The sequence below is a fragment of the Pseudomonas sp. BBP2017 genome (assembly GCF_003024385.1).
GTDB lineage: Bacteria > Pseudomonadota > Gammaproteobacteria > Pseudomonadales > Pseudomonadaceae > Aquipseudomonas.
In genome coordinates this window covers 1-23,355 of sequence record NZ_PVZN01000016.1, presented here as the reverse complement: position 1 = coordinate 23,355, position 23,355 = coordinate 1, and the positions used below count along the sequence as shown (strand labels likewise).

Genomic DNA, 23,355 nt, shown 5'->3' with positions numbered 1-23,355 from the left:
AAAGGCCGACTGGTTTTATTTACCGGTGCAGGGATAATGCTTCGCGCTGTTCCTTATGTTCTAGAGGGTCCTTTCACCTATGTGGTACCAAGGTTTGCTCAACTTGTCAGCCTGGCAACTGCTGGCAGTTACCCTGGTCATGACCCATGTGACCATCGTCAGTGTCACTGTCTACCTGCACCGCTATTCAGCCCACCGCTCGCTGGAACTGAACGCCGGGCTCAAGCACTTTTTCCGTTTCTGGCTGTGGTTGACCACAGCGCAGAACACCCGCGAGTGGACGGCCATCCACCGCAAGCACCACGCCAAATGCGAAACCGTCGATGACCCGCACAGCCCGGTCATCAAAGGCCTGTCCACGGTATTGCGCAAAGGCGCAGAGCTGTACCGCGAAGAGGCACGCAACCCGGAAACCCTGCGGATCTATGGCAAGAACTGCCCTGAGGACTGGATCGAGCGCAACCTCTATTCGCGCTACAAGCTGGGCGGCATCGCCCTGATGGCGGTCATTGACCTGCTGTTGTTCGGCACCATCGGCATCACCATCTGGGCGGTGCAGATGATGTGGATTCCGTTCTGGGCCGCCGGCGTCATCAATGGTCTTGGTCATGCCGTCGGTTATCGCAACTTCGAATGCCGTGACGCCGCCACCAACCTGTTGCCGTGGGGCATCATCGTCGGCGGCGAAGAGCTGCACAACAACCATCACACCTACCCTAACTCGGCCAAGCTGTCGGTCAAGCGCTGGGAGTTCGACATGGGCTGGGCCTGGATCCAGCTTTTCTGCTTCCTGCGCCTGGCCAAGGTGCAGCGCGTCGCGCCGATCGCCCATCGAGTCGAAGGCAAGGGCCAGCTGGACATGGACACCGCCATGGCGATCCTCAACAACCGCTTCCAGATCATGGCCCAGTACCGCAAGCTGGTGATCGCGCCGCTGGTCAAACAGGAACTGGCACGGGTCGATGACTCGGTGCGCCATCAGTTCCGGCGCGCCAAGCGCTTGCTGTCGCGGGAAACCAGCCTGCTGGAAGACCGTCACCACCTGCGCATCCAGACCATGCTCGAACACAGCCAGGCACTCAAGACCATCTACGAGAAACGCCTGGCCCTGCAGCAAATCTGGCTACGCACCAGCGCCAACGGCCACGACATGCTGGCAGCGATGAAAGACTGGGTACACGAGGCCGAGGCCAGCGGTATTCAGTCCCTGCGCGACTTTGCGGCTCAGCTGAAAACCTACTCCCTGCGTCCTGCCGTGAGCTGATGCCGTTGATCGGCGCGCCCCGGTGTGGGGCGCGCTGTCCGGAACTTCACCGCCTATCCTCACTCTGACTGGCATAACGCCCGTGTGGCGGGCCGGGTCGTGGCCGCCCGCCTCTGTGTGAGAAGTTCCGTGCCAATGGTCAATAAGAAACCGACGTCCCAGCCCCATAATGAGCCCCCTGAATTGGCTCAGACCCTCCTGGCGCTGATGCACGCCCAAGGCGAAGTGGCGCGCCTGAGCGAGCGCGAACAGCTGTTCAGCTCGTTGCTCGATAGTGTCAATGCCGTGCTCTGGGCGTTCGATTGGGAATCACGCCAGGTGCTTTATGTCAGCCCCGCCTACGAGCGAATCTTCGGTCGCCCGGCCGGCCTGCTGCTGGCCGACTTCAATGAATGGCGTGACAGCGTTTACCCTGACGACCTCGACTATGCCGAGCGCAGCCTGGCCGAAGTGCTGGTCAAAGGCGCCGTGGAAGACCGCGAATACCGCATCATCGATGCCGACGGAAACGTCCGCTGGCTTAGCGACAAATGCTTTATCAATCAGCAGACCGACAACGAGCATCGACTGATCGTGGTCGGTATGGCCGAAGACATCACCGAAAAGAAACGCGCCGAAGGTGAACTGCAGCTGCTGGCTACCACGGATGTCCTGACCCAAAGCAGCAACCGCCGGCACTTCTTCGACTGCGCTGTGGAAGCTTTCGAAGCGGCACGGCGGGAGCAAGCGCCGTTGACCTTCCTGTTGCTCGATATCGATGATTTCAAGCAGATCAACGACACCTATGGTCATCAGGAGGGCGACTATGTGCTGCAGCGCATCGCCGACACCGGCAAGGCCGTATTACGCCGTGGCGATCTGTTCGGGCGCATCGGTGGTGAAGAGTTTGCCGCGGTATTTCCAGGCTGTACGCCACAGGTCGCCGAGCAGATCGCCGAGCGCTTGCAGCGGGAAATTCAGCGCTTAGCGTTCAGTCATGATCAACAGGTGTTCGGCGTGACCGTGAGTCAGGGGCTGACGGGCATCAGTGACGCGGATACATCGCTGGACAGCCTGTTTGCCCGGGCAGACGCGGCGATGTACCAAGCCAAGCGCCAGGGCAAGAATCAGATTGTGATTGGTTGAATCCCACAGAAATAAAGTTAGCCTTAAACCTTGCGCAGCCTACCCAGCTCCGCCAACCCCACCTTGAGTAACCGCGCCGTCTTGCTCTCGGCCAACGCCTCCAGCCCCTGGTCCGCCGGCAACCGCACCAGCTGCCCGGCCAGGTTCATCACCAGCGCTTCACGCGAATACACCCCGCCGCCCAGCTGGTAGATCGCCGCAATCAGCTCACGCAACTCCAGCGGCAAGCGCCAGCGAGTGCGCAACGCCGAACCGAAGGCCGCGCCAAATTCATTGAGCGACAACGCAATGTCATCCTCATTCAGCTCCCCCCCGGACAGACGCCATTCCTGTAGGCAACGCAGCAATGCCAGGTCGCCCAGACAATGCAGCAGACCGGCGCAGTAACAGCGCTCCTGATCCAGTTCAAGCATCCGCGCCAGGACCCGTGCGTACTCGGCGGCGTGCAGCGACAATGCCCAGAAGTGCTCGGCACGCTCAGACAACAACGGGTCACTGAGCTTGGCGCTACGCTTGAGCGTCAGCCCCAGGATCAGGTTCATGCTCTGCGTGGTACCGAGCTTGTTCAGCGCCTGCAGCAATGTCTGCACGGCACCGTCGCGGTGCAATGCAGCACTGTTGGCGGCAGCGATCAGCACGGCAGTAACCTGCGGGTCGTTACGGATCTCTTCTTCCAGGGTTTTGAGGTTGAGCCCCTGCGGGTTCAGGCTGCGCTTAACGGCCTGCTGCACATCCGCCAGCAACGGGCCGCCATCGGCCGTGGCCCGGCGTCCTTCGAGAAAACGCGTCAGGGTCATACCCGCCTGCAGCGCCGGCACCGGACAGGCGATTTGCTCGCCCACCTTGAGCAGCAACTCCTCCAGGCGATGACGTAAGGCGTCCATGTTCAAAGGCTTGCTCAGATAAGCTGTAGGTGCCAACGGCAAGGCTTCGCGCACGCTGGCGCTGTCGCTGCGATTACTCATGAGAATGAACGGCAGCGCCGGTTGGCGTCCCTTGGCGCGCACATTGCGCAGCAAATCCAGGCCATCCCCGCCAGGCAATTCGCGAGCGGCAATGATCAGATCAGGTTGGCAGGACAGCGCCGCCAGCGCCTGGGAGCCATCGGCACAGACCTGCACCCGCGCATCGCAACGCACGCTGAGCAACATCTGGCTGAGCATCTCCCGTACCCAAGGGTCGCCCTCGGCAATCAGCACGCAGGGTGCCTTGGCTGGGTTGGTAATGCTCATACTCGACTCTCCGATAGTTCACGACACGTACTCCTGCGCACCTTCCAGGGCGTCTCCTTACTGGCAACCTTAGCCATGCAGCATTCCTTTGGTCGAAAAAAAACCCGCCGAAGCGGGTTTTCTTCTACTGCGTCACAGTTTACGCGAGTTCTGCGAAGCACTCTTCGATGATTGCCAGACCTTTGTCCAGTTGCTCATCAGGGCAGGTCAGCGGAACCAGGATACGCAGGACGTTGCCGTAGGTGCCGCACGACAGCAGGATCAGACCCTTGTCACGCGCCTTGGCCACAACCGAAGCAACGGCAGCAGCGTTAGGGGTGTGGGAACCGGCCTTGTCGAACACTTCAACAGCGATCATCGAGCCCAGGGCACGCACGTCACCGATGATCGGGTGCTTGTCCTGGATCTTGCGCAGGCCAGCAACCAGACGCTCGCCAACAGCCTGGCTGCGTTCCAGCAGTTTCTCTTCTTCAAACACTTCCATCACGGCCAGGGCCGCAGCGCAAGCGATCGGGCTGCCGGCGTAGGTGCCGCCCAAGCCGCCTGGGGCGATAGCGTCCATGTATTCGGCCTTGCCGCAGACACCAGCCAGTGGGAAGCCACCAGCGATGGATTTGGCGAAGGTGGTCAGGTCTGGGGCAACGCCCATCTGCTCCATGGCGAAGAAGGTGCCGGTACGGCCAGCACCGGTCTGCACTTCGTCAGCGATCAGCAGGATGCCGTGCTGGTCGCACAGGGCGCGCAGGCGCTTCATGAACTCTTTAGGCGCAACGTAGAAACCGCCTTCGCCCTGAACAGGCTCGAGGATGATCGCGGCGATGTCGCGTGGCTCGGCGTCGTTCTTGAAGATGCGCTCGATCGAAGCGATCGAGTCGTCAATGCTGACACCGTGCAGTTCGTTCGGGTACAGGGCACGGAAGATACCGCCTGGCATCAGGCCCATGCCGGCCGAGTAAGGCACGACTTTACCGGTCAGGCCCAGGGTCATCATGGTACGACCGTGGTAGGCGCCGGTGAAGGCGATCACGCCGGCACGGCCAGTAGCGGCACGGGCGATCTTGATGGCGTTTTCAACAGCTTCGGAACCGGTGGTGACCAGCAGGGTTTTCTTGGCGAAGTCGCCTGGCACCTTGGCGTTGATCTTTTCGCACAGCTCAACGTAAGGCTCGTAGGCCAGTACCTGGAAACAGGTGTGGGTCAGCTTGTGCAGCTGGGCTTCAACGGCAGCGATGATCTTCGGATGCACGTGACCGGTGTTCAGCACCGCGATACCGCCGGCGAAGTCGATGAACTCGCGGCCTTCGACGTCAGTGACGGTGGCGTTTTTTGCCGACTCGGCGAAGATCGGGTGGATCTGGCCAACACCGCGTGGAACAGCGGCGATACGACGTTGCATCAAAGATTCGTTGGTCTTGTTGCTCATAATGTCCTCAATTCGCCACACACAAGGGCGGCGCGATTCAAGTCAGAGTGGCCGGTATTCAACTGCGGGCAGCATGCGTTGATCGACTGCCGCAGGGGCCCAGGCCACTGGATGTACGGTGTAAAAAGGCCAGCGAGACGTCGCTCTCGCGCCCCGCTGGCAGAGGTAAAGCCTTACGCTGCGATCAGATGCTGATGCACAGGTATTTGATTTCCAGGTAGTCCTCAATGCCGTACTTGGAACCTTCGCGGCCCAGGCCCGAGGCCTTGATACCGCCGAACGGCGAGACTTCGTTGGAGATCAGACCGGTGTTGATGCCGACCATGCCGTACTCCAGCGCTTCGGCGACACGGAACACACGGCTCATGTCACGGGCATAGAAGTACGAGGCCAGACCAAACTCGGTATCGTTGGACATGGCAATGACTTCAGCCTCGTCCTTGAAACGGAACAGTGGTGCCAGCGGGCCGAAGGTTTCTTCCTTGGCCACCGCTGCGTTGTTTGGCACGTTGACCAGTACGGTCGGCTCGAAGAAGTTGCCTTCGATCAGCTTGCCGCCGGTCAGTACCTGAGCGCCTTTGCCAACCGCGTCAGCAATGTGCTCCTGAACCTTGGCTACCGCTTTGCCATCGATCAGCGGACCGGTGGTGGTGCCGTCTTCCAGGCCGTTACCGATCTTCAGCTTGGCCACAGCGGCCTTGAGCTTCTCGGCGAAGGCATCGTAGACGCCGTCCTGAACATAGATACGGTTGGCACAAACGCAGGTCTGGCCGTTGTTGCGGTACTTGGAGATGATCGCGCCTTCGACGGCCTTATCCAGGTCAGCGTCGTCGAACACGATGAACGGTGCATTACCGCCCAGCTCCAGGGAAACTTTCTTGATGTCCTTGGCGCATTCGGCCATCAGCTGGCGACCGATTTCGGTGGAGCCGGTGAACGACAGCTTGCGCACGATCGGGTTGCCGGTCAGCTCGCTGCCGATATCGCCGGCGCTGCCGGTCACCACGCTCAGCACGCCAGCCGGGATACCGGCGCGGGTGGCCAGCTCAACCAGGGCCAGGGCCGAGTACGGGGTTTGCGAAGCAGGCTTGAGCACCATGGTGCAGCCAGCGGCCAGGGCCGGGCCGGCTTTACGGGTGATCATCGCCGCCGGGAAGTTCCACGGGGTGATCGCCGCGGTTACACCGATTGGCTGCTTGATCACGATCAGGCGCTTGTCTGGCTGGTGGCCAGGAATGGTGTCACCGTAAACGCGCTTGGCTTCTTCAGCGAACCACTCAATAAAGGAAGCGGCGTAGGCGATCTCGCCCTTGGCTTCGGCCAGCGGCTTGCCTTGCTCGGTGGTCATCAGGCGAGCCAGATCGTCCTGGTGCTCGATCATCAATTCGAACCAACGACGCAGCTTGCCAGCACGCTCTTTGGCGGTCAGTGCACGCCAGGCCGGCAGCGCCTTGTCGGCGGCCTCGATGGCGCGACGGGTTTCGGCCGCGCCCATCTTCGGCACAGTGCCGATGATCTCGCCGGTGGCCGGGTTGTTGACCTTGATGGTCTGACCGTTGTCCGCGTCCAACCACACGCCATCGATGAAGGCTTGCTGGCGGAACAACTGAGCGTCTTTAAGCTGCATGTCGGCTTCCTTAACGGCACCGTACAGACACGGCGCGAATTATTGATTGTAGAAAAAGGAGAGCGTTTGAAATCTCAAACGAATCCTAGGAGCAACGAGGGAAAAGGACAATAGGGTGTTCGAAAAAAAGAACAAAAAGCGCTATACGGCAACCTTTTTCAGATCAACATCAGTTATAGACCTGTGTGTGTGCAAAATCGAACACAGCCATTCTGGCGATGGACGCCGACAGTCTAGATGGGTATCATGGCGCCCGCGTTGCACTCGTAGCTCAGCTGGATAGAGTACTGCCCTCCGAAGGCAGGGGTCGTGGGTTCGAATCCCGCCGAGTGCGCCATCCTCCTCTCCCTTTGCTTGCAAAGGTCTGGCGTTTCGCCAATCCCGCTTACCTACATTTCAATTCGCCTGGCTGCCCAAGCCCAGTGAATACCCTCGTTTATTACCCTTCGTTCTATCCATATCCCCTGTAAGTCCTGTTGGCTTTACCTTGACTAAACTATCTGTTTAGAATGCTGGCAAATTGCCCGCCAGTAATGGACTGCGGCACAAGGTTACCCACACCCTCCAGGGAATTTAGGAATGAAAATGCTGAAACACTGTCTGGCTTTGACCGTTGTCGCTTCTCTCGTAGGCTGCCAGGCGACGGGCGAGCAGTATGAATCCGATGTGTTTGACGCCAGCCAGGTAAACACTCAGCAAGAAGCCAAGACCGTGAAAATTCTCACCGTCTCGCCGACCAAGATCAAAGTCAGCAACGAGAAGAACAAAAATGCCGCCATGATGGTCGGCGGTGTTCTCGGTGCACTGGGTGGTGCAGCACTGGGTGCTGGCAAAAACACTGACACCGCTATTGTCGGCGGTGTTGCCGGTGGTGGTGCGGGTGCCCTCGCCGGCTCCATGGTCAACGACACCACCCTGGTTCCAGGCGTGCTGATCGGTTACTCCGAAAGCGGCAAGATCTACACCTCCGCTCAGGTTGGTCGTCCTTGCAACTTCGAAGTCGGTGGCATCTCCCTGATGGTCATGACCATGAGCAACGAGACGCGCATTCAGCCGAATGCTACCTGCCCAGAACCTAAAAAGAGCTGAGGCAGCCGGACATGAAGCATATTGTTCTGGGCACCGCCCTCGCACTGTCTGCCGTGACCGCCACGGCAGGCCAGTTCGATCAGCTTTACCAGATCGAACAGCAGACCAAACAGAAAGAAGCAGCCCTGGAAACCGAGCGCCTGCGTCAGGCCGCTGCGGCCCAGCAGCGCGCCGAATCGCGTGAAGCTGCGGCTCGCCAGCAGCGCGCGGCCTCGCAGCGTGCCGCGGCGCAAGCCGCTGCCGTACGGCAACAGGCGCAAGCGGCAGAGCAGAAACGCGTTCTCACCCGTGAAGAAGGCTTCGAAGACGAGCTGCGCGCACTGGAGCTGGAAGAGCGCCGCCTGCAGCTGCAAGCGAAAAAAGCTCAGGTTGCGCGGGCCAACGACTACATCGATGCCGAGCTGCGCGACAGCGCTGCGCGCACCGACGTAATCCAGTCCAACGCCGACTCCGCACGCAACGTGACCTCGGGCACCAAATCCTTGCTTGAAGATGCAGGCAAGGCCGAAGTCAATCGCTCCAACAGCCTGTTCGGCAAGTAATCATCACAGGCCTGCCCCGGCAGCTATGCCGGGGTCGGCCTCTGCGGAGACAACATCATGCTGCGTCTGTTTATGCTGGTAGCGGCTGGCCTGCTGCTGAGCGCCTGCTCCAAGGAAGAAGCCGAGTTTCCCACCGTCGACCTGCATGGCCGTCTGGTGGTTGATCAGGAAATGACCACCTCGCGTCAGGCCCAGGGCATCCAGGGCGAGTATTTCAAACGCGTGCTCAGCGTTAACGGTCAGGACATGGACTTTGGCGCCTTCGTCAAACAGTACTGTCCAGACAGCAACACCCGTAACGAAACCTGCATCAAGGCCTTCCGCATCAAGAAGATCGACGATGTCAGCGGTGCTACCCGGTTCTTGCCTAACGGGCTTTGATCGGTGCTGCAGTCGCGAAAGGCTCAGGTGAATTCCTGGGCCTTTTTTGTTTGTCTTGGTGTTCCGCAGTGTCAGATTTTGTTTCGAGCTTTCGAAAATGCTGGCTGATTTGACGTCCTAGGAAATACCCTACCGAGTCTGTCGATACCCGTCTGCTTGTCCATGGGAACTCGTACCTCTAGGCTCCTGTCCGTCACCGAACACTCGGTGATCGGGTGTGGTAACCCGGATTTATGGATCATCCCATACAGCCTATGGTGGCTGTGCGCGGGAGGCTTTTAGCCTGCCGGGTCTGGGTGTTCCCCCGGTTTACCACCCCGCGTACAGCTGCCACCCATTCGTGTGGTAACGGATCACGGTGTCAGCTCCAACTGGAGCACCCATATGAAAAAGATCGTCCCCGATCCACCACTAGATCAATCCACGACCACTTCCCACACCGTCTTCGGCGCTTGCGACGCCGGCCACTCTCCGCTGTTCGCCGTCTGCTCCGGCATCGCCGCTCACGACGCGCTGGTGCACGCCTCTTTATATCTGAGCTGTGCCTACGACACCGGCTACAAAGCCTTCGACAACATCGATCCGGCCAGCAAGAACTTTCTCTGGTCGACCCTGCATTCGGTGGAAATGGCCAAGGGCCTGGTTGATGCGCTGCTTGATGGCATAGAAGATCGAGCCATGGTTCCGCCTACGCAGCAACAGTAGGAAGTTCTATAGAAGAAGGCGTCGGCGCCGACAACGCCGACGCCTATGCACAACCGCTAACGCTCAACGCGCCATTGTTTTGCCACCCATGAAATACTTGGTAAACTATCCAGCTGACTTCTGCCGCAAACGCGTATCAGGAACGATCAAAAGGATTTGTCATGGCAATGGTGTTTTGCCGCGGTTGCGCCAAGCAGATACATGAAACGGCGCCTTCCTGCCCACAATGCGGTGCGCTCCAGCATCTTCAGGCTCATATTCAGCCTGCCAATCCGCCCTCCCCCTGGATGGGCATCGTCTCCCTGACGTTCGGGATTCTCTGCACGCTTTCCCTGTTTGATAGCGCCGAATGGGACAGTGATACGTTGCTCGGACTTAGCCTGTTTGCAATGGTCAGCCTGGTCCTGGGTAGCGTCAGCATTTTGCAGCAAAAACCTGGCAGCAACATGGGCATCGCCGGTGTTGTGATGTCGGGTATTTCGCTGTTTGTATATATCGGATTTTCAGTTAATTAACGTGAGGGATAACAAATGAGTATGGTTTTTTGCCGTGGCTGCGCCAAGGAAATCCATCAGAGCGCCATGGCTTGCCCGCAGTGTGGAGCGCCTCAAGGCGTTGCGCCGGCTGCCGCAACTGCGACAGCTGCCATTGCTCCCGAAACCACGGGTAACTGGTATTTCGCCGTACTGAAGAAATACGCCGTATTCGCCGGCCGTGCGCGCCGCAAAGAATACTGGATGTTCTTTCTGATCAACTTCCTGATTGCCTTTGGCATTGGCTTCGCCGAAGGCTTGGCAGGCACCAATGGTCTGATCTCAAACCTGTACGCCCTGGCGCTGTTGGTCCCAGGCATCGCCGTTGGCGTTCGCCGTATGCACGATACCGATCGCAGCGGCTGGTGGTTGCTGTTGCCATTCGTCAACATCGTGTTCCTGTGCCAGGACAGCACGCCAGGTCCTAACCGCTTTGGCCCGAACCCGAAGGGTGTTGCTTGATCACGTTTTGATCAGGTTTCGACAAAGCGGCCATCCTTGGCCGCTTTGTCGTTTGCGGGCCAGCCCATGACGTTTTTCAATCGCCTCGATGCCGCTTTCTCCCTTGCTCTGCGGCCATCTGTACACGATTCTGTAGATATCTGCCGTCATCCACTCCCAGCATCGCAGAGGCTTCTATGAAAACCGTGGCACAGCTCCTGAAAACCAAAGCCCAGCAGCACCATCAGGTTCATACCATTGGCCCCGGGCAGATGGTGCTCGATGCACTGCGGCTGATGGCCGAGAAGAACGTCGGTGCCTTACCGGTGGTCGAGGGCGGCCAAGTGGTGGGAATCGTCAGCGAGCGCGACTATGCGCGCAAGATGGTGCTCAAGGGCCGCTCTTCAGTGGGCACGCCGGTCAGCGCGATCATGAGCGCGCCGGTGATCACGGTCGACCCGCACCAGAACATCGATTACTGCATGAACATGATGACCAACAGCCACCTGCGACACCTGCCGGTGGTGGAGAACGGCGAGCTGCTGGGCTTGCTGTCGATTGGTGACCTGGTCAAGGAGGCCATCGCCGAGCAGGCCAACATGATCCAGCAACTGGAACAGTACATTCGCGGCGATTGACTCGCCGCGACTTCCTCAACGGTATTCGGTCTCCAGCTCATCGAGCTGGTGGTCGAAGCTGCGCAGGCGCGCCGACCAGGTGTACACCAGCACTTCCAGATCGCGGTTGAGCACCGCGCCCCCTCGTCCGCTGCTTTGCTGCGAATCGCACAGGTCCAGTTGATAGCGCTCCCGAGCCATGGCGGTGGCCACACTGGAGAGCTCACGGGCGTTGTCCAACCAGTGGCGGCGCAGGTCGTGGGTTTCCTTGTCCAGCTCGCGGCACTGGCGCTTCAACGCTTCAAGGCTTTGCTCCAGTGGCGTGCCTTCAAGCTCGCCCATGACTTCCTGGAAGGTCCGCCCCGGTTGCCAGTAGCTGCCCCAGAAGTAGCGATCGAACACGGTTTCGACCCGGCGCAAGGCAACTTTGGTGTTCCAGATCGCCACCAGTGTGCGGCCCTGGGCCAGCTGGCGCTTGCTGACCCGCAACTGCTGCCAGGCAATCCAGGCCAGTGCCGTCAGCGCCAGCGCCCCGATCACCCCACCGGCGGCGTAGAGAAACACCAGGGCCTGGTTCAGTTGATAGCTCTCTTTGACACCATAGAAGTAACCGGCGGTCAGCAGGCCCAAGGCAATCACGGCACACCAGAAACCGACGGCATAGGGATCTTTCATTGCGCTATCCCCCAGTTGTTTTTTCCTGAGCATAGCAACGCCGAACGCCGGTATCAGTGCCGCTCAGCGTTTATTTCGCAAGGCCTCATTGAGCTGATCGAACATCACCGCCCAGTCGGCATCCTCCTCGATACTGTCCTTGAGAAACGCCCTTTGTGCGTCCGTCCAGAAGGGCGCATCGACCAGTTTTATCTCGTTTTTGAGCGGCGAATGGCTTGTGATGAACTGGTCGATACCGACGGGATCATCAGGAAGTCCCAGTTGTTTGAACAGTTCGGAAAACTTGTGATTGGTTGCTTCCATAAGTCACTCCTCAGGGCCAGACCGGTCGTCCACGACGCCAGCCTGGCAGTGGGTTGATCATCAGCAAACCTCGCGCACTTCGGCGTTCGGCACCAGTTTCAGGTACTGCGTCATGTTCATGTGGATCAGATGGTCGTGATCGCCGGCCTCGACATAGATATCACCCTGGCGAGTCAGCGTCGGGTCAACCAGCATCTTGATCGAATATGCATCACCCAGTGCCGGGATGGCGCCACGCTCGCAATCACCGAACAGATGAGGCAGGTTGCTTTCAATCGTCATGTGCCACTGACCGGTGGCTTGTACTTTGCTCATGTCCAGGTGACGGTTGGCGGGCAGTACAGCCATCAGGTAGTTGCCATGGCGGTCGTCGAGCATGACCGATTTGGCCACTCTTTCAGCGGGTACCCCGGCCATGCGCGCCGACTCAAGGCTGGTGGATGAGTGTGCGTGAGGAACGATGTCATAGTCGCAGCCGGCCTTGTCCAGGCACTGCTGCAAGGTTTTTGCCATACGCATGATGCACCTCCGGATATAGCTCCCCCACTTCTGAAGTTTAGGCCGTGCTGCTGCGGGCAGCGGACTAAACTTACTGGACACGCACAAACCAGGTGAATTCAGGTGATCGCTCGTTGGTGTCGGCACCTGTTCTTTCTGCTCTTGCTCGGCGCACTGCCTGGCGGTCAGGCTGCGCCCGGCGCTCCCGTGCTGGTGCTCAATATTAACGATGCCATCGGTCCGGCAAGTGCCGACTATCTGATACGCGGCCTGGAACACGCCAAGGTCGAGCAGGCACAACTGGTGGTGATCCGCCTCGATACCCCGGGCGGGCTGGACAGCTCAATGCGCGAGATCATCAAAGCGATCCTGGCAAGCCCGGTGCCGGTGGCCAGTTTCGTCGCCCCCGGTGGTGCCCGGGCGGCTAGCGCTGGCACCTATATCCTTTACGCCAGCCACGTCGCAGCCATGGCCCCGGGCACCAATCTGGGCGCCGCCACCCCGGTGCAGATCGGCGGTCTCCCCGGCACACCGAAAGACCCTGGCGCACCACCGGCAGCACCGACGGGCGACAAGCAAGCGACGCCGGGCGAACAGGACACCTTGACCCGTAAGCAGGTCAACGACGCCGCCGCCTATATCCGTAGCCTGGCGCAATTGCGCGGGCGTAATGCCGACTGGGCCGAGCAGGCGGTGCGTGAGTCCGTCAGCCTGCCTGCCAGTGAGGCTCTGCGCCTTAAGGTGATCGACCGGGTCGCCAACGATCTGCCCGACTTGTTACGCCAGCTCGACGGCAAGTCCCTCGAAGCCGCGGGGAAAACCGTGCAATTGCACACCGCCGCCGCGCCGGTGATCGAGCGTCAGCCGGACTGGCGCACGCGCTTGCTGGCGGTGATCACCAACCCCAGCGTCGCGCTGATCCTGATCATGATTGGTGTCTACGGCCTGATGTTCGAGTTTATGAGCCCAGGCTCCGGGGTCGGCGGAGTGATCGGCGGCATCTGTCTGTTGCTGGCCCTGTATGCCCTGCAGCTGTTACCGGTGAGCTACGCCGGAGTCGCGCTGATTCTGCTCGGCGTGGCCTTCATGATTGCCGAGGCGTTCATGCCCAGCTTCGGTGTGGTCGGCTTTGGCGGCATCGTCGCTTTTGTGGTGGGCGCGGTAATCCTGATGGACACCGATGTGCCCGGCTTCGGCATTCCGCTGCCGCTGATCCTGTTCCTGGCGCTGTTCTCGGCGCTGCTGCTCGGCGGCGTGCTGGGCATGGCCATGAAAGCGCGCGCGCGCGCGCTGGTCAGTGGCGATGCCGGGTTGGTCGGCAGCCTGGCCACGGTGATGGCGGTCAATGACAGCGATCCGTACATCGGCTCCGTGCAGGTGCAGGGTGAACAGTGGCAGGCGCAGAGTCAGACGCCGCTGCAGGTGGGGCAACACGTCCGGGTGATCTCACGCAAGGGCGTACTTCTGGACGTCAGCGCCGCAGCAAACGCTGTGGCGCAAGGAGACTGAAGATGTTTTTCGAACTGGGCATTGGTGCGTTGCTGGCATTTGCTGGCGTGCTGTTACTGTCGGCGTTTCGCATTCTGCGAGAGTACCAACGGGGCGTGGTGTTCCAGCTCGGGCGCTTCTGGCGGGTCAAAGGGCCGGGATTGGTATTGCTGATTCCCGGGGTCCAGCAGATGGTCCGGGTCGACCTGCGCACCGTGGTCCTCGATGTGCCGCCGCAGGATGTGATCACCCGCGATAACGTCTCGGTCAAGGTCAATGCCGTGCTGTACTTTCGCGTGCTTGATCCGCAGAAGGCGATCATCCAGGTCGAGGACTTTCTCATGGCCACCAGCCAGCTGGCGCAGACCACCTTGCGCGCGGTGCTCGGTAAGCATGAGCTGGATGAGTTGCTGGCCGAACGCGAGCGTTTGAACCTGGATATCCGTCAGGTGCTGGACGCGCAAACCGACGCCTGGGGCATCAAGGTGGCCAACGTCGAGATCAAGCATGTCGATCTCAACGAGTCGATGATCCGCGCCATTGCCCGGCAGGCAGAAGCCGAGCGCGAACGACGGGCCAAGGTGATCCATGCCGAAGGGGAATTGCAGGCCTCGGAGAAACTGATGCAGGCCGCAGAAATGCTCGGGCGTCAGTCGGGGGCCATGCAGCTGCGGTATATGCAGACCTTGGGCACGATTGCCGGGGACAAGTCGTCGACCATTGTCTTTCCGTTGCCGATCGAGATGCTCAAGGGGTTTGTGGATAAGTAGTTCTAGTTGCAGGAGCCGGCGATGCGGCGCGTAGTCCTCGTTGGCCGCACACACCTGGGTGTAGGCACGCACGACGTCGGCCACCAGGGTAATGCGTGCGGTATCGGCAGCGGCCTGGGTCGCGTCGGCATTGGCCTGGGCCGCTTCGACGCCGCGCTTGAGGGTGCCCCAGAGGTCGAACTGGCAGGATGCGCTGATGATCGCTTCACCGCTGTTCGCCACCGGCACCTTCTCCGTGGGCCCGCGACGAAGCGATGTCGAACGCCCGCAGCGGATCGTCGACCACCGGCAGGGCGATCATCGATGCCCTGCAATAGCTCCCGGTGCAGGCGTACCAGCGACGGGCTTTCCAGCCCCGCCGTCAAGCGTGGATGACGAGCACCCTGCTCAGGGTTGCAGTTGATCTTCCAGCTTCATGGTCAGGGCCAGCGAACTGCCCATGGCGATGGCCTGGTCACGCCAGAACAGATAGCGCAATGCGTTCTGCGAAACACTGAAGTGCACCGCCAGCTCTTCAGCGGCTTGCATCACCCCGGCCACGGCCGCCAGTTCCAGCCAGTACACGCCGGCTTTCTGGTCGGCTGCCACGGTCTGCCCGTGCAGCAGCCGGTAGCCGACTTCAAAACGGCAGCGCGCCTCGCCGCGCTGGGCACCGCGCAAGAACCAGCGATAGGCCATGTGCAGGTCGACCTTCCACTCCTGCATTTCGCTGTCGCAGATTTCTTCCTCGTAGAGATCGCCCAAGGCCGCAGCCGCCTGTTCCAGACCGCGCTCGAAAGCTTGTTGGTAATACTCGGCCGCACTGGCATAAGCGACCTCCACACCCTTGCCGAAATAATACTGCTGGCCCAGGTTGAACCAGGCCGGCGCACTGCCCTGCAACGCCGCCATGCGTAGCAGGTGCCCGGCCAGCGTCGGGTCGGCGCGCCAGTACCTGCCATTGAGCCAGATCCAGCCCAGGTCGTTGAGTGCCGCAACACTGCCATCCAGGGCCTGGGCTCGCAGATCGCTATACAGCGCCTGCAGATCGCTGGCCGCCTCGAGGCGGCTGATCAGGATGTAGCTTTCACCCAACGCTGCCCGCTGGCTGGGTATACCCACACCGGCGTACAAGCGCTCCAGTTGGCTGGAACGGCCAGACACCTCAATGACGCGCTCGGGAAGCAGACGCTCGAGCAGTGGGAAAATGTTGCTGGCAGCTGACATGTTCATCCTCATTGAACAACCCGCCGAAGAAAAGGCAGGAGTAATGAGGCGTGATTCTGCGCAAAACCACGACAAAACCTGTCGCGAACGATTCGGTTGAGGCAAATCAACTGTTTCATCCTTGACCCGATAGAGAAATGGCCAATTGCCATATCTATCCACTAGGAACATGCTACAACCGCAAGCCTAGACAAGGACGCCACACTTTGCCCTCCACCACGACCCGCGCCACGCTCAGCCGTCAATGGGAGTTGCTGCGCCAATTGCCCAGCCGCTCACCCGGTACCACCAGCGCCGAGCTGGTAGCTCGCCTGAAAGACGCCGGCTTTACCATCAGCAAGCGGACCATTGAACGCGACTTGAACGAGCTGTCGCTGATTTTTCCGTTGGAGCGCAACGACAAGAGTATTCCCTACGGCTGGCATTGGGCGGCCAATGCCGGCTTTCGCCAGTTGCGCGTGCTCAACAGCACCACCGAATGCCTGCGCGACTTTGATCTGCAGGCCTATCTGCGCAGCGATGCCTTGCAGTTTGGCGATACCGACAAGATCGAGTTGCAGGCCTGGATCAGCGACAACCTGGCGCGTCTGGTGCGTGAAACCCCGCTGTCGGCAGACATGCAGCTCACCCAGCTGGAGCACGGCCACTGCTTGCGTGCGACGGTGAGCAACGGCTGGCAATTGCGCTGGTGGTTACTCAGCCAGGGCGACGGCCTGATCGTCGAACAGCCCCTAGCCCTGCGCCAGCAGATCGCCGAGACCCTGAGCAACGCTGCGGCGCAGTACCAGACGGCCTGAGCCGTGCTTTAAATACACAAGAAGCCGCGTAATCCTGCGTGCTCTTAACGCTCGCGAAGCGCTTCTGCCCGAGCGCGGATGATCGGCTTGAGCAGGTAGCTCAGCACGCTCTTCTTACCAGTGATGATATCCACCGAAGCGACCATGCCCGGAATGATCAACAATGGGTTCTCATCGGTGCCTAGGTGGCTGCGATCAGTGCGCAGCTTGATCACGTAGAAGGTGTTGTTGTCTTCATCGGTAATGGTGTCGGCGCCGATCTGTTCCAGCTTGGCTTTCAGGCCGCCATAGATGGTGAAGTCATAGGCAGTGAACTTGACCATGGCTTCCTGACCCGGATGCAGGAAGGCGATGTCTTGCGGGCGGATACGTGCTTCGACCAGCAGGGTGTCGTCCAGCGGCACGATTTCCACCAGATCGCTGCCCGGCTGAATCACGCCGCCGACAGTATTGACCAGCAGCTGCTTGACGATACCGCGCACTGGAGAGGTAACCAGGGTCCGGTTGACCCGGTCATCCAGGGCCTTGCCTGTGGCTTGCGCCTTGCTCAGGTCGGTGCGCGCCTCGTTGAGCTGAGTAAGGGCATCGCTGCGAAACTTGCCCCGGGTCTCATCGATCTTGCGCTCGACTTCCTTGATGGCCGACTCGGCCCGCGGGATGGCCAGCGAGGTGGCATCGAGCTGGCCACGGTTTTCCACCTCGGCACGCTTGAGGCGCAGTACTTCAACCTGCGAGATTGCGCCCTGGGCCACCAGCGGCTCGGACATGCTGATCTCCTGACGCAGCAACTGCAGGCTGTTGCGGTACTGGGCCTGTTTGGAGCTGAACTCGCGCAGTTCCTGCTGGCGCTGCACAAGTTGCTCCTGAAGGCCGCCGATTTCACTCTGCAATTGCTGACGACGGCTCTGGTACAAGGAATCTTCGTTGGCCGCCTGGCTTGGCGCAGCCTTGCGGATCTCTTCGTCGATCTTCAGTGGACGGTCTTCGACCTCGGCACTCAGGCGCTCCACGCGCAGGGCCATGGCCAGGCGATCCGCTTCGGTCTCGCCGACGTTGGAAACGAAACGGGTATCGTCCAGACGCAGCAGAGGATCGCCGGCTTCAACGATCTGGCCTTCTTTGGCATAGATCTGCGCAACGATGCCGCCTTCCAGGTTCTGGATTTTCTGCAGCTTTGAAGATGGTATCGCCTTGCCCTCACCGCGAGTGACTTCGTCGATGATCGCAAAGTTGGCCCACACCCCAAGGAACAGGAAGAACGCGATCACACCCCAGATGGTCAGACGCACGATACGCGGCGCGTCCTCGATCAGCGCCTTGTTGACCTCGGGCAGCGGCTGGCCGCTAAGGGACTCGGAGCCTTTGAAGTACTTGCGCAGGCTGTCCTTGACCTGGCCCATATCGATCTTATGCAACACTGATCTGCCCCTTCTTCAGCGCATCCATGACGGCGGCTTTCGGGCCATCCGCAACAATCTGTCCCCGATCAATGACGATCAAGCGATCGACCAGAGACAACAACGATGCCCGGTGGGTGACCAGGACCACGGTCTTGCTTTCAATGACTGCTTGCAGGCGCTGCTTGAGACGCTCTTCGCCGGTGTTGTCCATGGAGCTGGTAGGCTCGTCGAGCAGCAGGATCTGTGGGTTGAGCAACAGCGCCCGGCCCAAGGCAACGTTCTGACGTTGACCACCCGAGAGGTTCTGGCCGCGCTCGCCGACCTGCAATTCATAGCCCTGCGGATGCAAGCGGGCAAACTCATGGACACCCGACAGCTCAGCGGCTTGCAGGACCATTTCGTCCTCGACGTAACGCGCACCGCTGACCAGGTTGTCGCGCAGGGTGCCGGCCATCAGCTGGATATCCTGTGGCACATAGCCGATGTTGTGGCGCAGTTCGCTGACGTCGATCTGGCGGATGTCCACGCCGTCGACCAACAGCGAACCGCTGTCGGCTTCATAGAGGCCGACGATCAACTTGGCCAGCGAGCTCTTGCCCGAGCCGCTACGACCGATGATGCCGATTTTTTCACCCGGCCGGATACTCAGGCTGACGCCTTTGAGCGCCAGGTTCTGCTGGTTCGGGTAGGTGAAATCGATATCGCGGAACTCGATTGCACCCTGCAGCACCTGACGGCTCAGCGGGCGCTCTTCGAAGTTACGCTCTTGCGGCAGCTCCATCATCTGGTCGGTCGAGACCATGGTGACCTTGGCCTGCTGGTAGCGGGTCAACAAGCCGGACAGCTGCCCCAGCGGACCGAGGGCACGACCACTGAGCATGTAGCAAGCAATCAGGCCGCCCATGCTGAGGTTGCCGGCAATGATCTGGTAGACACCGGTACAAATCAGCGCAACTCCCGCCAGTTGCTGGATCAACAGGGTGATGTTCATCGCCAGGCCCGACAGCACCTTGACCCGCAGTTCCAGGCGGCTGAGGGTGCCAATGGTCTGCTCCCACATGTACTGGCGTTCGCTTTCGGCGTTGTTGACCTTGACCGCGTCGAGACCGGCCAGGGTCTCGATCAGGCTCGACTGACGCTCGGATGCCAGGGCCATGGTCCGCTCCAGCGTCGCCACCAGGGGCTTCTGCAGGGCGTAGCCAATGCCTAGGGCGAGCGGGAAGGCTATGATCGGAATCCATACCAAGTGGCCACCGATGATGGCGATCACTAGCAAGATCAGCAGGGTAAACGGCAGGTCGATCAGGCTGGTCAGGGTCAGCGAGGCGAGGAAATCGCGCAGGCCCTGGAATTCGTGAATGTTCTGGGCAAAGCTGCCGACCCGCGCTGGACGGTACTTCATCGCCATGCCGACGATGCGCTCGAACAGCGTGGCGGAGATGATCAGGTCGGTCTTTTTCCCGGCAAGGTCAAGGCACAGGTTGCGCAGCCCCTTGAGGATCAGGTCGAAGATATAGGCACCGCAGATACCGACAGCCAGCACCCACAGGGTCGCGGTCGCCTGGTTGGGCACCACGCGGTCGTAGACGTTCATGACGAACAGGGGGGCGGCCAGGGCGATCAGGTTGATCACCAGGCTGGCGGCGATGGCATCGATGTACAGCCAGCGGCTGCGCTTGAGCGTGTCGCGGAACCAGGAGCGTGCACGGGGAATCAGGTTGCCGTGGTTAACGTCGAACTTGTGCTGCGGCTGAGCGAAGAACACCCGCCCGCTGTAGTCACTCTGCAACGCCTCGCGACTGACATGCACCTCACCGCCGTCGCTCTCGCTGAGCAACAGCCGCGCGGTGTCGTCATTTTCCCAACCGAGCAGCACCGCGCTGCGACCGTCCTTGAGCAGCAGCATCGCCGGCATGGCGATGCTCGGGACCTGCTCCAGCTTGCGTTGCAACAGACGCCCCTGCAGACCGGCACGGGCTGCCGCACGCGGCAGCAGCTCCGGGCTCAGGCGCTGGGCCGGCAACGGCAGGCCGGTGGTCAGCATCGCCCGGCTGGCGGGCTTCTGGTGCAACACACAAAGGGACAGCAGGCTGTCCAGCAGCGGATCATCGTGCTGACTGCGTGGATCATGGCTGAGTTGGACTCGACTGACTTCTGATTCCACGCGGCTTCTCTTGGTGATTACGGTTGGAGACTAAGGTGAACCTCAGTTCATACCTGGCAGGTTGACCTTCGGTTTCATATCGTTTTGCACAACGGATGCCATCGGTGCGACCACGCCCTGGCTCTTGAGCAGTTGGCCAATGGTCGCCTTGATTCGATACTGAGTAAACACTTGAATGTTCTTCACCTCGGTCAGGCGACGCTGTGCGGTGAAGAGCTCGTTCTCACTATCGAGCAAGTCGAGCAACGTCCGCTCGCCCAGGCTGAATTGCTTCTGGTAGGCGCTGCGCACGTTGTTGCTGTAGTCGACGTATTGTTGGGCGATAGGCAATTGCGCGTTGGCGTTGTCCAGAGCATTCCACGCCAGGCCTAATTCTTCATTGAGCTGGCGCAAGGCATTGTTACGAATGTCCAGCGCCTGATTGGTCTGGTACGACTTGGATTCCAGGTCGGCCTTGTTACTCCCACCGTTATACAGGTTGAAGCTCATACGCAGCATGGCCTGCCATTCGTTGTTATGACCGTTCATGCCATCGATGTCGTTGTCGGCCGTCCGTCCGAGTTCTGCATCGAAGCGCGGATAGAACGTAGACTTTGCCGCCGCGTATTGTTTTTCCGCCGCCGCTATATCGGACTCTGCCGAACGCAGGATCGGGCTGCTTTCGACCATTTGTTGCCGGGCTTCGTCGAGATTGGCCGGCAGCAAATCGATAAACGGCGCAGGAGCGCTCAGTTCATCGGGCATCTGGCCAACCACGCTCAAGTAGTTGGTCTTGGCGTCTGCCAGGTTGGTCTGCTCGGTAATCAGGTTGTTACGGGCCTGGGCCAGACGCGCTTCGGCCTGGTCGAGGTCAGCCAGACGCCCCACGCCGCGGGCTGTGCGCAGCTTGATCTGGTCGTAAATGCGTTCGTGACTGCGCAGGTTGTCTTCAGCCAGGCGCACCATTTCGCGACGGGTCAGGACGTCCAGGTAAACCTGGGCAACGGTCAACGCGGTGCGCTCGGAGGTACCGAGCAAGGAGTAAGCGCGCGAGTTAACGGTGGCTTGTTGACGCCCTACTTCGCTGGAGGTGGCAAAACCGTCAAAAACCATTTGCCGCAGACGCAGGCTGGATTCACCACGGTTAAGGGTTTCCCAACGGTTGCCCGTGCTCGGACTGTCGGTCCCTTCGCGGCCGTAACCTGCCAGCACATCGACCTTCGGCAAATAGCCACCCTTGGCAGCACGCAGCTGGTAGTCAGCCGCGATCCGGCTGTTGACCCCGGCCTGGATTTCCGGATGCACATCAAGGGCTTTTTGCATGGCCTCTGGCAGGCTTTGCGCCTGAACGAAACTGGCAGCGAGGGCGAAAGGAAGAGCAGTGAACAATGACGCGCGCATGAGACGTTTTTCCTAGGGACCTCTTGTCCCAGATCACAGCAAAAGGGCGTTGCTGCATTCGAAAATGGCAACCAGCTTGACGTTCTGTCGGAAACTTCCGAATGGGTACTCGAGCGTACGTAGGAAGGGTGGTAGCCGCTTAAATATCAATGTGACATTACGGTGTTGATTGTTTAGGATGGCAACAAGAAGGTCAATAGTTTGGCATAAAGTTAATAGCCAAAAAATATAGACAAAAATTTGACGAAACCAGCGTCAAAATAACATTTGAAACATTCCCATCGGAACGCGGCAAATCAGCGCCGATTGGGCATGGAAGCCAACTGAACGGGTATTCGGAGAGTCCAATGAGCAGCGTTGTTGCCATCGTCAAAAGCATTGTTGGCCAAGTCATCGCCGTATCCCCGGAAGGGGCTCGGCGCGTCCTCATTGAAGGTGACCGCCTGCTTGCTGGCGAGCAAGTGCTGACCGGCCTGGCGGGCGCTGTGACCCTGGAGCTGGCTGACGGTCGCACCCTGGACCTGGGCCGCGATACTCAGTGGAGCGCTGACGCGCCGGATAGCAGCACCGACCTTTCGGCCGCTACCGCGCAGGCCGCGCCTTCGGTTGAAGAGCTGCAACAAGCCATTGCTGCTGGTGCCGACCCGACTACCGAGCTGGAAGCCACTGCGGCCGGCCCATCGGCTGCAGGTGCTGGCGGTGCCGTCGGCGGTGGCCACAGCTTCGTCATGCTCGATGCCACGGCAGGGTCGGTCGATCCGACTATTGGCTTCCCGACTGGCCCTATCGGTTTTGCCATAGCTGACGAGCGTCTGGAGCTCGGGGGTGTGGACAATGTCAATGGCAACAACTCGCTGCCCCCTGTGTCGGTCATCGACACCACGACGGTCGCGACCGTGAGCCTGACCGGTTCGGTACAAGACGAAGGCCCGTCGGCGCAGTACATCTTCACTGCCACGCTGAGCCATGCCTCCCAAGGCGTGACCACGATCACCACCGACCGTGGCGTGATCACCATTGCCGATGGTCAGACCACGGGCACCCTGACGGTTCCGGCTGGCAACGGCGAAGACGCCTACAAGGACGGCACCGAACTGACCGCCACGATCACCGGCGTCAACGGCCCTGGCTTTGAAAAGCTGGAAGTCGGCAACAGCTCGGCAACCTCGACGGTGGTCGACACCACGACGGTCTCGACCGTGAGCCTGACCGGTTCGGTACAAGACGAAGGCCCGTCGGCGCAGTACATCTTCACCGCCACGCTGAGCCATGCCTCCCAAGGCGTGACCACGATCACCACTGACCGCGGCGTGATCACCATTGCCGATGGTCAGACCACGGGCACGCTGGTCATTCCGGCTGGCAACGGCGAAGACGTCTACAAGGACGGCAGCGCGTTGACCGCCACGATCACCGGCGTCAACGGTCCTGGCTTTGAAAAGCTGGAAGTCGGCAACAGCTCGGCGACCGCGACGGTGGTCGACACCACGACGGTCTCGACCGTGAGCCTGTCTGGTTCGGTACAAGACGAAGGCCCGTCGGCGCAGTACATCTTCACTGCCACGCTGAGCCATGCCTCCCAAGGCGTGACCACGATCACCACTGACCAGGGGCTGATCACCATCGCCGATGGTCAGACCACGGGCACCCTGACGGTTCCGGCTGGCAACGGCGAAGACGCCTACAAGGACGGCA

The 23,355-nt window shown here is 60.2% G+C and carries 23 protein-coding genes, 1 tRNA gene and 1 pseudogene; 14 read left to right on the top strand and 11 right to left on the bottom strand.

Annotation, left to right across the window (positions count from 1 at the left end):
• Window positions 1–79: 79 nt before the first annotated feature.
• Entirely contained in the window at window positions 80–1,264 is a 1,185-nt protein-coding gene (gene desA / locus C6382_RS18400; RefSeq protein WP_107025787.1) for a delta-9 fatty acid desaturase DesA, read from the top strand.
• A gap of 135 nt (window positions 1,265–1,399) precedes the next feature.
• Window positions 1,400–2,389, top strand: a complete 990-nt coding sequence (locus tag C6382_RS18395; RefSeq protein WP_107025786.1) for a sensor domain-containing diguanylate cyclase — start codon at window positions 1,400–1,402, stop codon at window positions 2,387–2,389.
• Window positions 2,390–2,412: 23 nt separating this feature from the next.
• Here C6382_RS18395 and C6382_RS18390 read toward each other — a convergent pair whose 3' ends face one another.
• From C6382_RS18390 to gabD, 3 genes are all read right to left on the bottom strand, one after another.
• Window positions 2,413–3,621, bottom strand: a complete 1,209-nt coding sequence (locus tag C6382_RS18390; RefSeq protein WP_107025785.1) for a response regulator — start codon at window positions 3,619–3,621, stop codon at window positions 2,413–2,415.
• Window positions 3,622–3,760: 139 nt separating this feature from the next.
• Window positions 3,761–5,044, bottom strand: coding sequence for a 4-aminobutyrate--2-oxoglutarate transaminase (gabT, locus tag C6382_RS18385; RefSeq protein WP_107025784.1), 1,284 nt, complete (start codon window positions 5,042–5,044; stop codon window positions 3,761–3,763).
• Window positions 5,045–5,228: 184 nt separating this feature from the next.
• Entirely contained in the window at window positions 5,229–6,671 is a 1,443-nt protein-coding gene (gene gabD, locus C6382_RS18380) for an NADP-dependent succinate-semialdehyde dehydrogenase (RefSeq protein ID WP_038605409.1), read from the bottom strand.
• Between the two features lie 260 nt (window positions 6,672–6,931).
• On the opposite strand from gabD, the gene C6382_RS18375 reads away from it, so the two are divergent.
• The 8 genes from C6382_RS18375 to C6382_RS18340 all read left to right on the top strand — a co-directional run bounded on the left by C6382_RS18375 (window position 6,932) and on the right by C6382_RS18340 (window position 11,000).
• Window positions 6,932–7,008: transfer RNA gene (locus C6382_RS18375), tRNA-Arg, on the top strand.
• A 242-nt stretch (window positions 7,009–7,250) separates the two neighbouring features.
• Window positions 7,251–7,760, top strand: coding sequence for a hypothetical protein (locus C6382_RS18370; protein ID WP_045181170.1), 510 nt, complete (start codon window positions 7,251–7,253; stop codon window positions 7,758–7,760).
• A gap of 11 nt (window positions 7,761–7,771) precedes the next feature.
• Window positions 7,772–8,302, top strand: a complete 531-nt coding sequence (locus tag C6382_RS18365) for a DUF5384 family protein (protein ID WP_107025783.1) — start codon at window positions 7,772–7,774, stop codon at window positions 8,300–8,302.
• A gap of 57 nt (window positions 8,303–8,359) precedes the next feature.
• Window positions 8,360–8,683: a hypothetical protein gene (locus C6382_RS18360; protein WP_107025782.1), complete on the top strand. Its 324-nt coding sequence runs from the start codon at window positions 8,360–8,362 to the stop codon at window positions 8,681–8,683.
• A gap of 384 nt (window positions 8,684–9,067) precedes the next feature.
• Window positions 9,068–9,388 carry a DUF3077 domain-containing protein gene (locus C6382_RS18355; protein WP_107025781.1) on the top strand — a complete coding sequence of 107 codons (321 nt, stop codon included), beginning with the start codon at window positions 9,068–9,070 and terminating at the stop codon, window positions 9,386–9,388.
• Between the two features lie 161 nt (window positions 9,389–9,549).
• Complete coding sequence (locus C6382_RS18350) at window positions 9,550–9,903, top strand: hypothetical protein (protein ID WP_107025780.1); 354 nt, start codon at window positions 9,550–9,552, stop codon at window positions 9,901–9,903.
• Window positions 9,904–9,924: 21 nt separating this feature from the next.
• Window positions 9,925–10,383 (top strand): DUF805 domain-containing protein, encoded by a 459-nt coding sequence (locus C6382_RS18345; protein WP_178082796.1) that lies wholly within the window; start codon window positions 9,925–9,927, stop codon window positions 10,381–10,383.
• Between the two features lie 176 nt (window positions 10,384–10,559).
• Window positions 10,560–11,000 (top strand): CBS domain-containing protein, encoded by a 441-nt coding sequence (locus tag C6382_RS18340; RefSeq protein WP_107025778.1) that lies wholly within the window; start codon window positions 10,560–10,562, stop codon window positions 10,998–11,000.
• 15 nt (window positions 11,001–11,015) lie between these two features.
• Here the strand turns inward: C6382_RS18340 and C6382_RS18335 are convergent, their stop codons facing one another.
• From C6382_RS18335 to C6382_RS18325, 3 genes are all read right to left on the bottom strand, one after another.
• Window positions 11,016–11,654 carry an NADH:ubiquinone oxidoreductase subunit N gene (locus tag C6382_RS18335; RefSeq protein ID WP_107025777.1) on the bottom strand — a complete coding sequence of 213 codons (639 nt, stop codon included), beginning with the start codon at window positions 11,652–11,654 and terminating at the stop codon, window positions 11,016–11,018.
• A gap of 63 nt (window positions 11,655–11,717) precedes the next feature.
• Complete coding sequence (locus tag C6382_RS18330; RefSeq protein WP_107025776.1) at window positions 11,718–11,957, bottom strand: DUF2789 domain-containing protein; 240 nt, start codon at window positions 11,955–11,957, stop codon at window positions 11,718–11,720.
• Window positions 11,958–12,017: 60 nt separating this feature from the next.
• Window positions 12,018–12,476, bottom strand: a complete 459-nt coding sequence (locus C6382_RS18325; protein WP_038605387.1) for an aminoacyl-tRNA deacylase — start codon at window positions 12,474–12,476, stop codon at window positions 12,018–12,020.
• Between the two features lie 102 nt (window positions 12,477–12,578).
• Here C6382_RS18325 and C6382_RS18320 point away from each other — a divergent pair, with 102 nt between their 5' ends.
• Both C6382_RS18320 and C6382_RS18315 read left to right on the top strand, forming a co-directional pair.
• Window positions 12,579–13,964 carry a nodulation protein NfeD gene (locus C6382_RS18320; RefSeq protein WP_107025775.1) on the top strand — a complete coding sequence of 462 codons (1,386 nt, stop codon included), beginning with the start codon at window positions 12,579–12,581 and terminating at the stop codon, window positions 13,962–13,964.
• 2 nt (window positions 13,965–13,966) lie between these two features.
• Window positions 13,967–14,713: a slipin family protein gene (locus tag C6382_RS18315; RefSeq protein ID WP_107025774.1), complete on the top strand. Its 747-nt coding sequence runs from the start codon at window positions 13,967–13,969 to the stop codon at window positions 14,711–14,713.
• A gap of 26 nt (window positions 14,714–14,739) precedes the next feature.
• Here the strand turns inward: C6382_RS18315 and C6382_RS18310 are convergent.
• Window positions 14,740–14,947, bottom strand: a pseudogene (locus C6382_RS18310) (TolC family protein); the annotation flags it as partial.
• 153 nt (window positions 14,948–15,100) lie between these two features.
• Entirely contained in the window at window positions 15,101–15,919 is an 819-nt protein-coding gene (locus C6382_RS18305; protein WP_107025773.1) for a tetratricopeptide repeat protein, read from the bottom strand.
• Between the two features lie 206 nt (window positions 15,920–16,125).
• On the opposite strand from C6382_RS18305, the gene C6382_RS18300 reads away from it, so the two are divergent.
• The gene (locus C6382_RS18300) at window positions 16,126–16,716 is read left to right on the top strand and encodes a WYL domain-containing protein (RefSeq protein ID WP_107025772.1); all 591 of its coding nucleotides are present in this window, start codon (window positions 16,126–16,128) and stop codon (window positions 16,714–16,716) included.
• Window positions 16,717–16,760: 44 nt separating this feature from the next.
• Here C6382_RS18300 and C6382_RS18295 read toward each other — a convergent pair whose 3' ends face one another.
• From C6382_RS18295 to C6382_RS18285, 3 genes are read right to left on the bottom strand one after another with little or no spacing between them, the layout of a single operon-like run.
• Window positions 16,761–18,116: an HlyD family type I secretion periplasmic adaptor subunit gene (locus tag C6382_RS18295; RefSeq protein ID WP_178082795.1), complete on the bottom strand. Its 1,356-nt coding sequence runs from the start codon at window positions 18,114–18,116 to the stop codon at window positions 16,761–16,763.
• Between the two features lie 7 nt (window positions 18,117–18,123).
• Complete coding sequence (locus C6382_RS18290; protein ID WP_107025770.1) at window positions 18,124–20,280, bottom strand: type I secretion system permease/ATPase; 2,157 nt, start codon at window positions 20,278–20,280, stop codon at window positions 18,124–18,126.
• Window positions 20,281–20,322: 42 nt separating this feature from the next.
• A complete protein-coding gene (locus C6382_RS18285) occupies window positions 20,323–21,660 on the bottom strand; it encodes a TolC family outer membrane protein (protein ID WP_107025769.1) in 1,338 nt (445 codons plus the stop codon).
• Window positions 21,661–22,007: 347 nt separating this feature from the next.
• Between C6382_RS18285 and C6382_RS18280 the strand changes: the two genes are divergently transcribed.
• Window positions 22,008–23,355 (top strand): retention module-containing protein (locus C6382_RS18280; RefSeq protein ID WP_146146918.1); only part of this gene is annotated, 1,348 nt, incomplete at its 3' end.

What these genes read in the sequence shown, in the direction of transcription:
- C6382_RS18350 (WP_107025780.1), top strand. Translation starts at nt 9,550, where the DNA reads ATGGCAATGGTGTTTTGCCGCGGTTGCGCCAAGCAGATACATGAAACG.
- C6382_RS18305 (WP_107025773.1), bottom strand. Translation starts at nt 15,919, where the DNA reads ATGTCAGCTGCCAGCAACATTTTCCCACTGCTCGAGCGTCTGCTTCCC.
- C6382_RS18335 (WP_107025777.1), bottom strand. Translation starts at nt 11,654, where the DNA reads ATGAAAGATCCCTATGCCGTCGGTTTCTGGTGTGCCGTGATTGCCTTG.
- C6382_RS18315 (WP_107025774.1), top strand. Translation starts at nt 13,967, where the DNA reads ATGTTTTTCGAACTGGGCATTGGTGCGTTGCTGGCATTTGCTGGCGTG.
- C6382_RS18395 (WP_107025786.1), top strand. Translation starts at nt 1,400, where the DNA reads ATGGTCAATAAGAAACCGACGTCCCAGCCCCATAATGAGCCCCCTGAA.
- C6382_RS18345 (WP_178082796.1), top strand. Translation starts at nt 9,925, where the DNA reads ATGGTTTTTTGCCGTGGCTGCGCCAAGGAAATCCATCAGAGCGCCATG.
- C6382_RS18365 (WP_107025783.1), top strand. Translation starts at nt 7,772, where the DNA reads ATGAAGCATATTGTTCTGGGCACCGCCCTCGCACTGTCTGCCGTGACC.
- C6382_RS18390 (WP_107025785.1), bottom strand. Translation starts at nt 3,621, where the DNA reads ATGAGCATTACCAACCCAGCCAAGGCACCCTGCGTGCTGATTGCCGAG.
- gabT (WP_107025784.1), bottom strand. Translation starts at nt 5,044, where the DNA reads ATGAGCAACAAGACCAACGAATCTTTGATGCAACGTCGTATCGCCGCT.
- C6382_RS18285 (WP_107025769.1), bottom strand. Translation starts at nt 21,660, where the DNA reads ATGCGCGCGTCATTGTTCACTGCTCTTCCTTTCGCCCTCGCTGCCAGT.
- gabD (WP_038605409.1), bottom strand. Translation starts at nt 6,671, where the DNA reads ATGCAGCTTAAAGACGCTCAGTTGTTCCGCCAGCAAGCCTTCATCGAT.
- C6382_RS18340 (WP_107025778.1), top strand. Translation starts at nt 10,560, where the DNA reads ATGAAAACCGTGGCACAGCTCCTGAAAACCAAAGCCCAGCAGCACCAT.
- C6382_RS18295 (WP_178082795.1), bottom strand. Translation starts at nt 18,116, where the DNA reads ATGGGCCAGGTCAAGGACAGCCTGCGCAAGTACTTCAAAGGCTCCGAG.
- C6382_RS18370 (WP_045181170.1), top strand. Translation starts at nt 7,251, where the DNA reads ATGAAAATGCTGAAACACTGTCTGGCTTTGACCGTTGTCGCTTCTCTC.
- C6382_RS18325 (WP_038605387.1), bottom strand. Translation starts at nt 12,476, where the DNA reads ATGCGTATGGCAAAAACCTTGCAGCAGTGCCTGGACAAGGCCGGCTGC.
- desA (WP_107025787.1), top strand. Translation starts at nt 80, where the DNA reads ATGTGGTACCAAGGTTTGCTCAACTTGTCAGCCTGGCAACTGCTGGCA.
- C6382_RS18330 (WP_107025776.1), bottom strand. Translation starts at nt 11,957, where the DNA reads ATGGAAGCAACCAATCACAAGTTTTCCGAACTGTTCAAACAACTGGGA.
- C6382_RS18360 (WP_107025782.1), top strand. Translation starts at nt 8,360, where the DNA reads ATGCTGCGTCTGTTTATGCTGGTAGCGGCTGGCCTGCTGCTGAGCGCC.
- C6382_RS18355 (WP_107025781.1), top strand. Translation starts at nt 9,068, where the DNA reads ATGAAAAAGATCGTCCCCGATCCACCACTAGATCAATCCACGACCACT.